Source organism: Streptomyces avermitilis MA-4680 = NBRC 14893 (genome assembly GCF_000009765.2).
Taxonomy (GTDB): Bacteria; Actinomycetota; Actinomycetes; order Streptomycetales; family Streptomycetaceae; genus Streptomyces; species Streptomyces avermitilis.
Map to the genome: position 1 here is coordinate 426,417 of NC_003155.5, position 15,099 is coordinate 441,515.

Below are 15,099 nucleotides of genomic sequence, written 5' to 3' on the forward strand. Positions count from 1 at the left end.
ACCCCAGGCAGACACCCAGTGCCCCAGGCAGCCGCCGGTCCGTCTCGCGTCTGCTGCAGCTTGTCCCGACTGCTTACCCAGCGGTATGGCTCGTGGGCATCAGCCGCGCATACGCGACACCTCAACATGCGGGCTTACCAGTCTCACACCCGTACGCCTGCGGGAAGGAGTCGGCCCCATGAGTCGCAGGGAAGTGCCTCACGGGGACGGTAGGGGCGCGGCGGTGTCCGGGGGTGGGCCGAGGAAGCTGGGTAGTGGGCAGGCCCAGTCCAGGCTCCTGTTGTGCACCGCCTTGTAGAACTCGCCCCAGTCCGATGGGCATGTCCCCGACGGCGTCAACGCGGGCGCGGGGACCGTGGTGCCGGGGGTGCTGTCGGCCGGTTGGGCGACCGGATGGCACTCGACCGTGTACGAACCGCCCGTGCAGTCGACGGTCGCTTCGCCACCGCACGCTGATACACCGACGATCAGCAACGCCGTCACCACGACCGTCGCGGTGCACCCTCGTTCCGTGGATGACGCAGACCGACTCCTCATGACCTTCTGTCCCCCTCTTCTCCTGCCCCTGGCGCGGACCCTTCCCGAGCAGGCCACCGCATGCCTGAAGTCAATAGGGGAATTGCGAGCAGGAGGGGGCTCCTTCGACCGCGTCGGGGTGAGCGGATACATCCTGCAGAAAGGGGAGTTCGGTTCGCCTTCGGCAATGCAGGTTCCCTTACTCGGCGGTGACACATCATGACCGGTACACATCTGCACCACAGGCCCTGAACGTGCTGGATACCGGGTGGCTCCCGACGTTATGCCGCCTTCCTGGGCCAGCGTGTCCCGGCCTGCTTGACGATACGGTCGCCGACGGCGAACAAGGCGTAAACGTCGTCTTTCACCTGCAAGGTGAACTGCCGACCGTCGTCAGCACGTAGTCGGTGCGCATGCCGGTGGTCAGCGTGACGCGATGGACCGAAAGGGCGATCACCTCACCGGCGAACTGGCTGTCCATCTGCTGGTTCACTTGTCCCGCGAAGGTCCACAGGAGCAGAACGATGGGCAGCAAACCCAGTACCAAGAAGATCCACATAACTCCCCCGCCTGCCGCCCGCGGCGGGGACGACCGCCGCGTTTGTTGAGCGTAACGCCGATATGCAGCGCCGCCCAGGGTGGCAACGGCTGTCAGGCGCGTGCCCTCTGCGAAGTATCCGTGGGCTGCGTCCAGGGAAGTGGTGTACGGGTTCGACCTGATCCGGGGGTTTGCTCCGGCTTCTGGCTGATGCCCGCATAGATGGCTCCGCCCGAAAGGCGGTGCCGTCGACGACGGCGTCGTGGACGGCCAGGAGTGCGGGCCGGTGCCCGTCGAGGTCGCCGAAGGCGTGCTGGGCATCGAGGGCGCCGTCCCACAGCTTCCCCGAGGCCTTGTCCTCCAGGGCGGACCAGGCGTGATACCGATGACGTTGATGGCCGTCACCGCGGCGTACGCGGTCGGCGAGTACAGCGACGGCGCGGCCAGTACGAGCGCCGAGCCGACGGACAGCCATACGGCGGCGGCGGGCGTCTTGGTGCGAGGGCTGACGCGGCGCCAGGTGGCAGCGAACGGGATCGCTCCGTCGCGGGAGAAGGCGAACACCATGCGGGACGCGGCGGCGGTCTCGGCGCTGCCGCTGAAGAGTTGGGCCACGATCACGATGAGCATCAGGGCTTTCGCTCCGTCGGCCCCCAGGACGTCGAGGAAGATCTGAGCGGGCGGCACACCGGTCGAGCTGCTCTGGGTTCCGGCATAGTCCTGGATGGCGGAGGTGAGACCGGCCAGCAGGATGAAGCCGGCGATCCAGGAGACCCAGATGGAGCGGACGATGCCGCGGGGGGCCGATATCTGGGCCTGGGTGGTCTCCTCCGACAGGTGCGAGGAGGCGTCGTAGCCGCAGAACGTGTACTGCGCCAACAGTAGCCCCAGAGCCGTTACGTACAACCCGTTGTGAGCTGCACCGAGTTTCGTAGCGGCCGGTTTGCGTGGTTTCAGGCGGCGTTCATTGCTGCCTGAGATCGGTAGTGCCGGGTCTCGAATTCCTCGGGGGGGGAGGCAGTCGAGTGCTGAGTGCAGGCGCTCGGTGTTGTACCAGCCGACCCATTGAACGACGGAACGTTCGACCTGGTCAGCGTCTCGCCAGGGCCCTTGGTGCTCGATCAGCTCGGCCTTGAAGGAACCATTGAGGGCCTCGGCCATCGCGTTGACGCTCCTATAGTTGTCAACTTGCCGCGGAGGCCCTCCGTGGGGCTGGCCGAAGCAGGTGGTAGACCTCGCGGATGACGTAGCGCTTGAGGCACCGGATGATCTCGCGTTTCGTCTTGCCCTCGGCGGTGGGGCGGGCGACGTAGCCGATCGTGGGGTGGTGGAACCGCATGCGGACGATGACGGTTCGGTAGATCGCGGCGTTGAGCTGGCGGTGGCCACCGTGGTTGATGCGATGCCTGCCGGCGGTCATGCCGGAGCCGGTGGGCACGGGAGCGATGCCCGCGAGCTTGGCGAGGGCGGCCTCGGACTTGATCCGCTCGGGGTTGTCGCCGGTCACGACGAGGATCTCCGCGGCTGTGTCCACGCCGATACCGAAGGGCTCGAGCAGTTGCGGGGCGACCCGCTGGACCAGGTCGCCGATCATCTTCGTCAGTTCCTTGGCCTCGGCATCCAGGTACTGCCACCGCCTGGCGAGCGTCCGCAGGGTGTGCCGAAGGGCGTCCTCGGGTCCTTCCAGACGGCGAGGACGCAGAGCTGCCAGCTGCCTGGCCAGGCTGATCTGTGTCTTGCCGACAGTCTCCCGACGCAGGGCGTCCGAGGCGTGGACGAGTATCGCCTTGATGGTGACCATCGCCGTCGCACGCTGTTCAACGGCCTGGTCATGGGCGATCTTGAGTTGGCGGATCATCTCGGCCTCGCCGTCGGCGGTCTTCGGCGTGGCGGTCGCGAACCCGGCCAGCACGGCGCGGGCGGCGTTCTCGGCGTCCAGGGTGTCGGACTTTCCGTTCATGCGCCGCAGCCGCCGGTCCGGGCGTCCGGCCTCGCCCACCTTGTGACCGGCCCTGCGCAGGAATGAGGTCAACGTGGCGCCGTAGGAGCCGGTGCCCTCGATCCCGAAGGCCACAACGTCACCGAACGAGCCTGCCCAGTCCGCCAGTTGCTGGAAGCCGCCGGTGTCGGTGGGAATCGTGAGGGTGGCCAGGATTCCGCCGATTGTGTCCATCACCGCTGCGACGTGCACGTGTTTGTGTGTGTCGACGCCGATCACGACGTGCCCGGACCTGGGTTGCTCACTGGTCCTTGCGGAGTTGGCCCAGCTCGGCCCGTTCGGCGGTGGTCAGCAGATCAGGCCGGTCACCCTTGTCTGCCTCGGCCTGGCAGACCCATCCGCGCAGGGCCTCCTTGTGGATGCCCAGGTCCTTCGCGACATGAGCGACCGGACGGCCGGAGGTCTGGACTTCGCGGACGGCTAGCTCACGCAGCTCATCAGGGTACGTCCAAGACCACGGAGTTAAGGCCGATCCGGGGTTGTCAACGGGATCCGGGATTTTCGGGGAAGCGCAGGTCATGGCAACGGGGCTCCTGGTAGAGCGAGGAAGCCGACCAAGGTCTTCCCACTCGAAGGAGCCCCGTTGCCCGTTCAGTGTTCCACCGTCACGCTCACGTCGTCCATCACCGTCGCCGACGGCATCTTCGCTCCGGGGCATCTTGGCGAGCTGACCCAGCAGTTACCCTTCGAACTCGTCGATGACGTGCTGGAACGCGCCGGCGGCGCCCAGCACAGGCTGCGGCTGCTGCCGTCGAGGGTGGGCGTGTACTTCGTGCTGGCACTGGCCCTCTTCCCGCAGCTGGGGTACGTGCGCGTGTGGGACAAGCTCACCGCCGGGCTGCGCGGGATTCTTCACCGGCGCCCTTCGGAGAAGGCGTTGCGGGAGGTTCGCCGGAGGCTGGGCGTCGCGCCGCTTCGGTTGCTGTTCGAAACGCTGGCCGGCCCTGTGGCACAGCCGATCACACCCGGGGTGCGATACCGGTGCTGGCGCACGGTCGCCTTCGACGGGTGCAGCTCCACCAAGGCCCCTGACCGGCCGCGAGTCTGTGCGTGGCTGGGCAAGCACAAGCACCGCTACGGCACCGACGGATACCCAATGCTGAAGATCATGGTGCTGTGCGAGACCGGGACTCGGGCCCTGCTCGGCGCGGTCTTCGGACCGACGCCAGAGAAGGAGACCGGCTACGCCGAGCAACTGCTACCGCTGCTGGACGGCGGCATGCTGCTGCTCAACGACCGGGGCTTCGACTCCGACGACTTCCTCGCGAAGGCTGCGGCCACCGGCGCACAGCTGCTGGTGCGGCTCAAGGGAACCCGGACCCCCGCCCGCTGGGCGCTACTGCCGGACGGGTCGTTCCTGACCAGGATCAACGGGACCCGGCTGAGGGTCATCGACGCGCACATCGCGGTGACGACCGCCAAAGGGCTGCGGCTGGAAGGCCACTACCGGCTGGCCACCACGCTGACCGATCACCGCCGCTACCCCGCCGTCGAGCTGGTGGAGCTCTACCACGAGCGATGGGAGATCGAATCGGCGTTCTACTCGCTCCGCCACACTTTGCAGTGCGGCCTGGTGCTGCGCTCCCAGGACGTGGCCGGGATCCAGCAGGAGCTATGGGCTCATCTGACCGTCTACCAGGCACTGCGCCGGGCGATGGTCGAGGCCGTCGAGACGCTTCCCGGCACGGATCCGGACAGGGCTTCCTTCACCGTCGCCCTGGAGACCGCCAAGGAACAGCTCATCACCGCGGCCAATGTGCTGCCAGACGCCGGACCAGGGCGCATCACATCGGCCCTGCTGCACGATCTACTCCCACCCCGCCAGGCCCGCGTCAACCCGCGCCGCGTCAAGTGCCCGATCTCCCGCTACGCCGCCCCGCCCGACCAGGCCCAAGCCCTCGGGGCCTCCAGGATCACCAGCATCGCCGTCACCGTGCACTCGTCCGCCGGCACCGGCTCTGACGGGCGTCGCGACCACACGCTGCAACTCCTGCGCACCAACCCTCTCCGCACCTGGCGCGCATGCGAAATCGCCCGCGGTATCGGACTGGACGACGCTCGAGGACTACGCGCGGAACTGGGGCGCTGGGTCCGCGAAGGAATCCTTCGCCGCACCGGGCGAGGCATCTACACCCTCGAACCCGAGTGGATCACACCCGACCTCCACCACCCCTCGGTCCCGCCCCATTTGACAACCGCGGATCGGCCTTAACTCCGTGGTCTTGGAGTACTTCCGGGGAGCAGGCATCGGACCTGTGTTCTCCCATCTGCCGAGGCGATCATGCCTGGCTTCAGGGCCGCTACAAAATCCGGTTCAGCTCACTCGACGCGTTCCGCTGGCTGCACCGCTACAACACCCGACGCCGTCACTCCCGCCTCGGACAACGCAGCCCGGTCGCCTACGAAACCGTGTCGCGAACACCACCAACTACGCTGGCACCAGCCGCATAACCCGTGTCCAGAATCCGGGGTCAAGGTCCATCCACTGCGGGCGGCGTCGACACCGTGTGTGGGCACAAGGACGGTGGCCGCCGCAACCGGGTTTGAACCGGGCACACAGACAACGCCATGATGGGGCCGTTCGAGCAGCCCCGGTGCGGTGGGAGCAAACAGATGCGGCTAGACGGGAAGACGGCCCCGTCCGATCTCCAGCTGAAGATCGTGCTGCACGGCACGAGACCGCCCCTGTGGCGGCGCCTCTTGCTGCCGTCCGACACCTCGCTCGGGACGCTGCACGACGCCATCCAGGTCGCCTTCGGATGGCACGGTGGCCATCTGCATCTCTTCACCGACGAGTTCGGCCGGGGGTACGGCGATGCGGCCCGGCTCACCGACATCGATCTCGGCTTCGGCCGCGGGGTCGGCGACGAGGACACCACCGCGCTCGGCGACGTGCTGGCCGAGGAGGGAGCACGGCTGCGCTACGTCTACGACTTCGGCGACGACTGGGAGCATGGGATCACGCTGGAGAAGACACTGCCGCGCCCGGTCGGCGCGGAGCGGACGGTGCGCTGCGTCGGCGGGCGTCGCGCCGACGCACCGGCCGAGGACATCGGCGGCGTGTCGGGTCTGGCCGAGGTGCTGGGGTTCCTCGACACCCCGGACGGGGCCTTCGATGGCCCGTACGGTGAACTTGTCGCCGAGCTGCGGGCGGCGGGTTACGACCCGGCGGCCTTCGACCGGGACGCGATCACCGCTCGGCTGGCCGAGGTGACGCCGGACACGGTGTCCGGTAAAGCGAAGCCGCCGGCCGGTGATCGGTCCGGGCGCGGCGGTGTCCGTCGGCTGACCGCCGAGGACGTGGCGTTGTGTACCTGCGGGCAGTGCGGGGTGGGCGATCCGGTCGATGCCGGAGTCGACGGGCCGGCCGAGGATGTGCCTGTGCTGCGCCCGGTGACCCTGGCTCCGCAGGAGGACCTTGTCGCTGCCGTGCGGGGTGTTCCGCTCTTCGACGCGGCGCTGCGGCTCGCCGCCTGGTGCCACGAGGGACGGCAGGTCACCGCCGGCCGGGTGCTGCGTCCCGCGCTCGCTCGTGAGGCCGTCGAGGAGCTCCAGTTGTGGAAGCTGGCAGGCCACGACTCGCCGTACGCCGATGCCGTCGCGCGGTCTCGTGCGTTGAAATCCCTGCGCAGCGCCAAGGACGTGGCCGTTCTCGATGATCCGTGGTGGCTCGCCGTGGATGGCGAGATGATCACGATCAGAGGAGGCCGCGCGTCGGGCGGCGCGGCGACCGACTTCACCGGTGAGGACCTTCTGGAGTTCTGGGCCGCCACGATGGGCGATCTGCTGGAGGAGATCGGTGAGACGGGGGTGCTGGACGGGTGGCACGGTGAGCTGGGCGAGCTGACGGCCGAGATCGCCGACGGACTGGTCGGCCTCCTGTACGACGCCCCGGACGACGCCTGGGTGGATGGCGACGACCTGCGTGCGAAGGCCCGTGAGAGGGGCGAGAACGGGCCGGAGTTCGATCTCTTCCGGGCGCTGTTCGCGGCGTCCTTCCGGGCACTGGGGGAAGGGCTCGCCCTGCTGGGTGCGGTGGAGTACGAGTCCGGTGACGGCGACGATTCGGCCGAGGAGACTCTGCGCACACTCCTGAACGCCGTGGTCGGACAGAAGCCGGGCGGTTCAGGAACCTTGCCGTCGGCGTCGGACTGGTCGCGGGACGACAGGCGCGGGGACCGCATGCGGCTCACCCCCCTCGGTCGCTACGGGCTCCGCGCCTACCTGATGGAGTGCGGTGTGCCCGCCCCCCTGCTCGGTGAGTACGCCGAAGCGGACGCCGGCGCTCTGCTCCAAGGGCTCCTGGGCTACTCCCCCGAGGAGCTGCGCCGGGAGGTCGAAGGGTGGCTGGAACACCGCACGGCGGCAGATGCCGCGGTAGGGCTGCTCGACGCATGCGCGGGAGCCGACCACGAGGCAGCGGCGAAGCGCGCCGTGGCCCAACTGGTGCTGGCCGATCTCGACGACCCCCGGGCACTGCGCGTGCTGCGCAAGGCAGCGGACTCCGACGTCGAGGGGTGCCGACAGGTGGCCACCGCGACCCTGGGCGCGCACCTTGAGGGAGAAGCGCCCGTGGACCCGGCACGGGCGGAGGAGGCCGGACTGTGGCTGCTCATCGACGGGTTGTCCATCCTCGCCGGTGCAGGGGAGACCGAGGAGCTGGTCCGGGGCTTCCTGGAGAACGGGAACACGGCGCCGGAGGCGCTCGAACAGCGGGTGGACGAGCTGTGGCGAGTGGAGCACCCAGCCACCGCCCAAGTGCTCGCCGAACTGGGTGAGGGTTTGCGCGGCGTAGACAAGCGGCTAGCCAAGCGTATGCGTACCGCGGCGAACAAGGCCCAATCCCGCCGGTGACAGCAGGGTCGGAACCTGCTGGTGGACGAAGGCGCGGTGAAGACCGCCTGGACGACGGTGAGGCGAAGAGTGGCACGAGTCCGGGCATGAGGAGCGTGCCGCCATTGGCCGCACCGGAATCGGCTGCCTGGGCGCGGAGTCTGCTCAACTACGGCTGGGCGGCGGTGTTCCTGCCCGGTGAGCCCGCCCGCCTCGGCCGGTTGCTGCTGTGGCGACCCGCCGGGGCAGCCGCCGCCGAGGGCATGGCACCCACGGACATCGAGACCGAGGCGGCGGAGCTCGTGCTGCCGCACGGCCGCTCGGTCAGGCGGCGCAAGGTGGAGGGCTACGCGCTGCCCGTCGCCCTCGCCGTTGCCGCGCTGTCCGGGGCACAGCCGCCGCATCCGTCCGCCTCCGCCTGGCAGGCCGCCGCCCGCTTCGCGCTCCGGCTGCTCGCCGATGGTCGTCTCCACCCGGCCCTCACCCCCGCCGGCTACGACACCTGGCAGGCGGGCCCCTTCACCGCCGCCCAGCGTCGGACGCTGGACGCCCTCGCCGGCGCGTTCCCGCCCCACGCCCACTGCCTGCCGGAACCGGGTCCGACCCCGCTGCGGATCACCAAACCGAGCGCGCTGGTACGCCGGTTCTGCGACGCGGTCGCCGACGAACTGGTCCGCACCCCCGCCGCTCCGCTCGCGATGGGAGCCCTGCCGTACGCCTGGCGCGAGACGCGTACCGTGCCCGTCCTGCACGAGTGGGCCGAGGAGACCGCCGCCGCGTTCACCGCCGACGTCAGGGTCTCGCTGCGGGTCGACGTGCCCGAGGGACGCCGTCGGCAGTTCCGGGCCGTCCTCCAGTTGCACACCGTTGCGGATCCGGCGCTCGTCGTGGAGGCCGCACAGTTGTGGAACGAGCCGGCCGAGACCGAGCATCTGCTCGGCCCGCGCGCCGAAATCGAAACGCTGCTCGCACTGCGCCGCGGCGCCCACGCCTGGCCACCGCTCGACCGGCTGCTGAGGGACGCCGCTCCGGACCAGCTGCGGCTGACCGACGACGAGGCGTTCGACCTCCTGGGCGACGCCACCGACAGGCTGCGCGCCGCCGGTATCGACGTGCACTGGCCGCGCGAGCTCGTCAAGGCACTCACTGCGACCGCGGAGATCGGGCAACGCTCCGCGCCCGGCTCCAGCGCGGGCGGCATGCTCGACGCCAACACCCTCGTCGACTTCCGCTGGCGGCTCTCGCTCGGCGGCGACCCGCTCACCGAGGCCGAGATGGACGCCCTCGCCGAGACGCGCCGCCCCCTCGTCCGGCTGCGCGACCAGTGGGTCGTCGCCGACCCGAAGCTGGTGGCCCGCGCCAGGCGCCGACGGATGGAACCGCTCACTCCCATGGAGGGGCTGGGCGCCGCGCTGACCGGCGAGATGGAGCGGGACGGGGAGACTTTTCGCTGCGCGGCGGTGGGAGCACTCGGCGACCTCGTCGCCCGTATCCGCGACCCCGAATCCCGCACCCCCGCCCCGCAGCCCACCGCACTGAAGGCCACGCTGCGCGACTACCAAAAACGGGGCCTCGCCTGGCTGGCCGAGATGTGTGAGCTCGGTCTCGGCGGCTGTCTCGCCGACGACATGGGCCTGGGCAAGACCATCACCCTGCTCGCGCTACACCTGCACCGCCAGACCGAACCGGCCACTGCGGGCCCCACGCTCGTCGTCTGCCCCGCCTCGCTGCTCGGCAACTGGCAGCGTGAGGCAGCCCGGTTCGCGCCGGCCACGCCGGTGCGCCGCTACCACGGCGGCGACCGCCACCTGAAGGACCTGGCTGGGAACGAGATCGTCCTGGTCACCTACGGAGTGCTGCGCCGCGACCGGGAGACCCTCGCTGAGAACGCCTGGTCGCTGATCGCCGCCGACGAGGCCCAGCACGTCAAGAACCCCTACGCCGTCACCGCCCGCGAGCTGCGCGCCCTGCCCGGCCGCGCCCGCGTCGCCCTCACCGGCACCCCCGTGGAGAACAACCTCTCCGAACTGTGGGCGCTCCTCGACTGGACCACCCCCGGACTCCTCGGCCCGCTCACCGCCTTCCGCGACCGCCACGCCCGTGCGATCGAGTCGGGCGAGGACCCGCAGGCCGCCGAACGGCTGTCCCGTCTCGTCCGCCCGTTCCTGCTGCGCCGCAGGAAGTCCGACCCGGGCATCGCGCCCGAACTCCCCGCCAAGACCGAGACCGACCGCGTCGTGCCGCTGACCGCCGAGCAGGCAAGCCTGTACGAGGCGGTGGTCCGCGAGACCATGGCGAAGATCGCCGAAGCCGAGGGCATCGCCCGCCGCGGCCTGGTCCTGAAGCTCCTCACGGCGCTGAAGCAGATCTGCAACCACCCCGCCCAGTATTTGAAAGAGCACAGCCTGCGCCAGTCCACACCGCTGAACGGCCGCTCCGGCAAACTCGACCTCCTCGACGAACTCGTCGACACCATCACCGCCGAAGGCGAGTCGGTGCTGGTCTTCACCCAGTACAAGCAGATGGCGACCCTCCTGGAGAAGCACCTCGCCGAGCGCGGCGTCCCCACCCTCTTCCTGCACGGCGGCACGCCCGTCACCGCGCGCGAGGAGATGGTGGACCGCTTCCAGCGCGGCGAGGTGCCGGTGTTCCTGCTCTCCCTGAAGGCCGCGGGCACCGGACTCAACCTCACCCGCGCCACCCACGTCGTGCACTACGACCGCTGGTGGAACCCGGCCGTCGAGGACCAGGCCACCGACCGCGCCTACCGCATCGGCCAGGACAAGCCCGTACAGGTCCACAAGCTCATCGCCGAGGGCACCGTGGAGGACAAGGTGGCGAAGCTGCTGGAAGCCAAGCGGGCGCTCGCCGACGCCGTCGTCGGCTCCGGCGAGGCCGCCCTGACCGAACTGTCCGACGCCGACCTCGCCGAACTCGTCGCCCTGGGAAGGCAGTCATGAGTCCCTCGATCCCCGGTCCGCGCCGCGCGCCCGCCCGCGGCAGGCGCGCCTTCGCCGCGACCTGGTGGGGACAGGCGTGGGTGACGGCCCTGGAGGACTCCACCCTGGACTCGGGGCGCCTGTCCCGCGGACGCACCTACGCCCGCCAGGGTATGGTCGGCCCGACCACCGTCGCCCCCGGCCAGGTCAAGGCCCCAGTCCAGGGCAGCCGCCCGCGCCCCTACCGCTGCTCGGTCCACCTGTCCGTCCTCACCGACACCCAGTGGGACACCCTGCTCGACACCATCGCGGCCCGCGCCGGGCACCTCGCCGCGCTCCTCGGCGGCGAGATGCCCGGCGAACTCGTCGACGACGCCCGCCGGGCAGGCGTCCCCCTGCTGCCGCAGTCCACCGAGCTCGACCCGGACTGCTCCTGCCCCGACTGGGGATACCCCTGCAAGCACGCCGCCGCGCTCTGCTACGCCATCGCAGCCACCATCGACGCCGACCCGTTCGTGCTGTTCGCCCTGCGTGGCCGCGACCGTGAGGAAGTCATCACCCAGCTGCGCGCCCGCCGTACGGCCGCCCAGGCGACCTCCACCCCACCGGCCCCGGCCGGCCTCCCGGCCGCCGGCGCCTACACGGCCTGGGGCGCCCTGGCCGACCAGCCCCCGTCCCTCCCCGAACTTCCCGAACCGGCACCCCACACCGCCGCACTGCCCGCCGCCCCGCCGCCCGGCACCGGACTGTCCGCCGCGGACCTCGAACGCCTCATGGCGGACACCGCCGCACGCGCCGCCCGGCTACTCACGGGCGACACCACCAGCCTGCACCTGTCCCAGCATGAGGACGCGGCGCGGATCGCCTCGAGCAACTGCGGACCCGAGTGGTTCCACCGCCTCATCCAGAACACCGGTGCCAAACCGGCCGCGTTCGCCCGCCTCACCCGCGCCTGGCGGTATGGCGGCCCAACCGGCATCACCGTCGCCGAACAGCCACGCACTCCCGACCCGACCGCGATGACAGCCGCCCGCACCGCCCTGACCGAGACGCTCACCGAAATGACCACGCCCCCGGTCGCCCTCAGGGCCTGGCGCAACCGCCTCACCCTCGCCGACCACGGCATCCAGCTGCGCCTGGGCCCCGACACCCGTTGGTACCCCTACCTCCAGGATGACGACGGCGACTGGTGGCCGGCAGCGCCGGCCGACCCCGACCCGGTCACGGCACTCACCTCCGTCTGGCAGCAGACCGAGAGGTGACACGTACGACAGACCCGTGAACCCGCTGGCTCAGCCCACATGTCACATCTCCCGACTTCCGTCACCCGTACCGTTCGCCAAGGAGCTCATGCCCCTTGACGACGGAGCAGAAGGTTGCAGGTTCGAATCCCGCCGAGTGCACAGCAGACCAGAGGCCCCGAGGAGCGATCCTTGGGGCCTCTGGCTTATGTCTTAAGCCAGTGTTTGACGGCAACCGGTTCGTGCGCTGTTCGATGGGCTCCTCCAGGAGTGACTGGTTGATCCGGGAGGGTCAGTCAAGGCCCAGGAGTGGCAAACTCCTGCTCCATGGCTGACTTGGCAACGCAAGTACTTCCCGTGGCCTCCGCACTTGCGGGAGTGGCGCTGACCCTTGCAGGCAACATGTACCTGGAGCGCAGCAAGTGGCGCCGGAGTCGGCATACCGAGCAAGAGGCCCGGTCGCTGCAGGCGTATGCCGATCTTCTGCAAGGGGCGACAGACATCGCACGCACTCTCCGACAGGCTGCCGAACAGCTGGAAGAGGGGCACAACGTCGACATGCAAGCGATCGCCGCGGTCATAGATGACCACATAGGCCAACTGCGGCGACAGGGCACAATCGTCCGGTTGGTGGGGCCGCGTAGCGCCTTCGACCTGGTCAAGGGGCTGGAGGACCAGGTCGCCCCCATCTACCGACTGCTGATTGAGGTCGGGCGCTCGGGTGATGGATCGGCTCTGGTGCAGCCTGCCCGGCGGTTGATGCGGACCCGGGATGAGATCACGGATCACTTGCGCATGGCCGGAGGTCTTACCTGAGCCGTGTTCACTGGGCAGCAGCTGGCGAGGCTGGGGGTGTAGATCAGACGGCTACCAGGACACCGGCCGCGCCGTCGTCATCGTCCGGATCGTTGCCGTCACCCCTCAGGGCATCCCCGACGCGATCGAACGCCGAGCGCTGCGAGTCGAGCCGGACGAAGGTGTAGATGTCCGTGGTCACGCGGATCGAGCTGTGGCCGAGGACTTCCATGATCATGCGGGCGTCGGCACCCTGTTCGTGGAGGAGTGAGGCACAGGTGTGGCGCAGGTCGTGGAAGCGGACCTTGCGGACGCCCGCGCGGACGCACAGCACCTCGAAGGAGCGGTTCAGGTTGCGCGGCACGATGGGGGTCCCGTTCTTGGTGGTGAAGACGAGGCCCTGAACCGTCCCCTTCCAGTTGGCACCAGCCGCTTTCCGGTCGGCGATCTGCCGCGCGCACTGGCCACGGAGCGCGGTCACGCACTCGGCCGGCAGGGCTACGCGGCGGGCCGAGCGCTGAGTCTTCGGCGCGACGATCAGCAGTTCGCCACCGACCCGCTGTAGGGCCTGCCGGACGGTCAGGACCCCTTCGTGAAGATCCACGACGCAGCCGAGTACCTCACCCGCCGCAGACCGATGCGGACCGCAAGTTTGGACGTGGGCCCGCCGGGGGCGGTGCACTGTGTGCGGATCAGCGGGCGATTGAGATCGCGAAGGGTGTGAATCCGGTGGCCCCGATGACGTGCGGGACGAAGAGGATTGCGGCCTCCGTGGCGCGGGCGGTCTGGATGCCGCCGAGATCAGCGATCCACTCCTTGTGCCAGCCGAGGTCGGTGAGCAGTTCGCGGACGGTCTGCTTGGCCTGGGGGTCCTCGCCGGAGAGGAACGCGGTGGGTGTCTGGGTGAGCGTGGCCGGTGCTGTCATCACCGGGAAGAGCATGGTGTTGAGTGTCTTGACGACGCGGGTTTCGGGGAGTGCTTCCTGGAGGTGCTCGGCGAGGCTTGAGCCGGGGTAGATCAGGTCGGCGGGCAGGCCGTCCGGTCCGTCGTTGGTGGCGTTGGAGACGTCGACGAGGATCTTGTCGCGCAGTTCGTCGCGCAGGGCGGCGAGCCGGTCCAGCGAGCCGGCGCCCGGGGTGGCGTTGATGACGATCTGGGCTGTGCGGGCAGTGTCGGCGGCGGCGCCCGGCGTGCGGTCCGCGACGGTCACCTCATGCCCTGCCCGGGTGAGGGCTGTGGCCAGGTTGCCGCCGACACGGCCGTTTCCGAGAACTGCGATCGTGGTCATGATGATGTGGTCCTTCCGTCGGTGCAGGTGGTGGTGCGCGGTCAGTGGGAAAGGGTGGCGACGGCCTCGGCGTGGATGCCGGGCGCGGCGGCCAGGAAGCTCTCGCTCTGCGGGGTCCAGGGGCGGCCCTGGGCGTCGGAGATCTGTCCGCCGGCCTCGGTGACGAGGAGCGCTCCGGGCAGCAGGTCCGCGCGGGCGCCGGCGAACTGCCAGAAGGCGTCGATCCGGCCGGCGGCCACGTTCACCAGGTGCAAGGTCGCGGGCACGGCGGTGCGGACGACAAGCGCGTCGAAGAGCATCGCGGTGATCGAAGAGCCGACGCGCCGCACGACCTTCTCGTCCTCGTCCGGCCGGGCCTGGCTGGTGGCCACGATGCTCAGGCCGAGGTCTGCGGCCGGGGAGACGTGCAGCGGCCGGCCGTCGACGTGGGCGCCCGCGCCGGTGAGCGCGGTGTAGGTCTCGCCGGTCAACGGCAGGTGGACCGCGGTGAGCACCGGCTGGTTCTCACGCACGAGGGTGGCGGTCACCGCCCATTCCGGCAGGGCGTGCAGGTGGTTGACGTTGCCTTCGGCCGGATCCACGACCCACCATTCGCCGGGCGGCAGCGCCCCGCCGTCCAGCTCGTCCTCCACCCAGCCGGCGTCCGGGCGCAGGCTCGTGAGGCGGGGACGCAGGATGTCGAGGGCCGTGTCGTCGTTGGCGGCCAGCGCGCGCATCAGCTCTTCACGGCTCTGGTAACGGACCACCTCGCCGAAGCGCTCGCGCAGCGCCGAACCGGCCGCACGCACGGCGTTCGCGGTCTGGGCGAGCAGGTCGGCGTCGGAGGCGGCGACTGCGGTGGTCTGAAGCGTTTCGGACATGGTGGTACTCCCGTGTGAGAGGGGGAGGGTGAGGTCGGTCGGGCCGGACTGTGCGGTCCGTCCTGCGCTTTCGTCTCAACGGTATGCAG

Annotated in this window: 12 protein-coding genes; 5 read left to right on the forward strand and 7 right to left on the reverse strand. The window is 69.8% G+C overall.

Annotated features, from left to right (window positions below; genetic code table 11):
* Nucleotides 1-797: 797 nt before the first annotated feature.
* Genes SAVERM_RS45725 through SAVERM_RS41035 form a run of 4 tightly spaced genes read right to left on the reverse strand, consistent with a single transcriptional unit; the run spans nucleotide 798 to nucleotide 3,573 of the window.
* On the reverse strand, nucleotides 798-884 hold the full coding sequence (locus SAVERM_RS45725) for a hypothetical protein (protein WP_420822305.1): 87 nt from the start codon (nucleotides 882-884) through the stop codon (nucleotides 798-800).
* Nucleotides 881-2,215, reverse strand: coding sequence for an amino acid permease (locus SAVERM_RS45730; RefSeq protein ID WP_010981799.1), 1,335 nt, complete (start codon nucleotides 2,213-2,215; stop codon nucleotides 881-883). The genes SAVERM_RS45725 and SAVERM_RS45730 overlap by 4 nt, the downstream gene beginning before the upstream one ends.
* A 22-nt stretch (nucleotides 2,216-2,237) precedes the next feature.
* Complete coding sequence (locus SAVERM_RS02315) at nucleotides 2,238-3,272, reverse strand: IS110 family RNA-guided transposase (protein WP_010981800.1); 1,035 nt, start codon at nucleotides 3,270-3,272, stop codon at nucleotides 2,238-2,240.
* A 22-nt stretch (nucleotides 3,273-3,294) separates the two neighbouring features.
* A complete protein-coding gene (locus tag SAVERM_RS41035) occupies nucleotides 3,295-3,573 on the reverse strand; it encodes a transposase (RefSeq protein ID WP_159045188.1) in 279 nt (92 codons plus the stop codon).
* 63 nt (nucleotides 3,574-3,636) lie between these two features.
* Here SAVERM_RS41035 and SAVERM_RS02325 point away from each other — a divergent pair, with 63 nt between their 5' ends.
* The 5 genes from SAVERM_RS02325 (at nucleotide 3,637) to SAVERM_RS02345 (ending at nucleotide 12,882) form a co-directional block, all read left to right on the forward strand.
* A complete protein-coding gene (locus SAVERM_RS02325; RefSeq protein ID WP_010981801.1) occupies nucleotides 3,637-5,265 on the forward strand; it encodes an IS4-like element ISSav1 family transposase in 1,629 nt (542 codons plus the stop codon).
* 401 nt (nucleotides 5,266-5,666) lie between these two features.
* Nucleotides 5,667-7,907: a plasmid pRiA4b ORF-3 family protein gene (locus SAVERM_RS02330; protein WP_048894199.1), complete on the forward strand. Its 2,241-nt coding sequence runs from the start codon at nucleotides 5,667-5,669 to the stop codon at nucleotides 7,905-7,907.
* A gap of 86 nt (nucleotides 7,908-7,993) precedes the next feature.
* A complete protein-coding gene (locus tag SAVERM_RS02335; protein WP_010981803.1) occupies nucleotides 7,994-10,846 on the forward strand; it encodes a DEAD/DEAH box helicase in 2,853 nt (950 codons plus the stop codon).
* A complete protein-coding gene (locus SAVERM_RS02340) occupies nucleotides 10,843-12,087 on the forward strand; it encodes an SWIM zinc finger family protein (protein WP_010981804.1) in 1,245 nt (414 codons plus the stop codon). The genes SAVERM_RS02335 and SAVERM_RS02340 overlap by 4 nt, the downstream gene beginning before the upstream one ends.
* A gap of 306 nt (nucleotides 12,088-12,393) precedes the next feature.
* Nucleotides 12,394-12,882, forward strand: a complete 489-nt coding sequence (locus SAVERM_RS02345; RefSeq protein WP_202497286.1) for a hypothetical protein — start codon at nucleotides 12,394-12,396, stop codon at nucleotides 12,880-12,882.
* 43 nt (nucleotides 12,883-12,925) lie between these two features.
* Here the strand turns inward: SAVERM_RS02345 and SAVERM_RS02350 are convergent, their stop codons facing one another.
* The 3 genes from SAVERM_RS02350 to SAVERM_RS02360 form a co-directional block, all read right to left on the reverse strand.
* Nucleotides 12,926-13,465: a tyrosine-type recombinase/integrase gene (locus SAVERM_RS02350; protein WP_107082945.1), complete on the reverse strand. Its 540-nt coding sequence runs from the start codon at nucleotides 13,463-13,465 to the stop codon at nucleotides 12,926-12,928.
* An 88-nt stretch (nucleotides 13,466-13,553) separates the two neighbouring features.
* Nucleotides 13,554-14,150 (reverse strand): NADPH-dependent F420 reductase, encoded by a 597-nt coding sequence (locus SAVERM_RS02355; protein ID WP_010981807.1) that lies wholly within the window; start codon nucleotides 14,148-14,150, stop codon nucleotides 13,554-13,556.
* Between the two features lie 41 nt (nucleotides 14,151-14,191).
* Nucleotides 14,192-15,010, reverse strand: a complete 819-nt coding sequence (locus SAVERM_RS02360; protein ID WP_010981808.1) for a 3'(2'),5'-bisphosphate nucleotidase CysQ — start codon at nucleotides 15,008-15,010, stop codon at nucleotides 14,192-14,194.
* Nucleotides 15,011-15,099 lie beyond the last annotated feature (89 nt).

Excerpts from the sequence above, each read along its gene's own strand:
- SAVERM_RS45730 (WP_010981799.1), bottom strand. The coding sequence starts at position 2,215 with ATGGCCGAGGCCCTCAATGGTTCCTTCAAGGCCGAGCTGATCGAGCAC.
- SAVERM_RS41035 (WP_159045188.1), bottom strand. The coding sequence starts at position 3,573 with ATGACCTGCGCTTCCCCGAAAATCCCGGATCCCGTTGACAACCCCGGA.
- SAVERM_RS02330 (WP_048894199.1), top strand. The coding sequence starts at position 5,667 with ATGCGGCTAGACGGGAAGACGGCCCCGTCCGATCTCCAGCTGAAGATC.
- SAVERM_RS02335 (WP_010981803.1), top strand. The coding sequence starts at position 7,994 with ATGAGGAGCGTGCCGCCATTGGCCGCACCGGAATCGGCTGCCTGGGCG.
- SAVERM_RS02340 (WP_010981804.1), top strand. The coding sequence starts at position 10,843 with ATGAGTCCCTCGATCCCCGGTCCGCGCCGCGCGCCCGCCCGCGGCAGG.
- SAVERM_RS02345 (WP_202497286.1), top strand. The coding sequence starts at position 12,394 with ATGGCTGACTTGGCAACGCAAGTACTTCCCGTGGCCTCCGCACTTGCG.
- SAVERM_RS02355 (WP_010981807.1), bottom strand. The coding sequence starts at position 14,150 with ATGACCACGATCGCAGTTCTCGGAAACGGCCGTGTCGGCGGCAACCTG.
- SAVERM_RS02360 (WP_010981808.1), bottom strand. The coding sequence starts at position 15,010 with ATGTCCGAAACGCTTCAGACCACCGCAGTCGCCGCCTCCGACGCCGAC.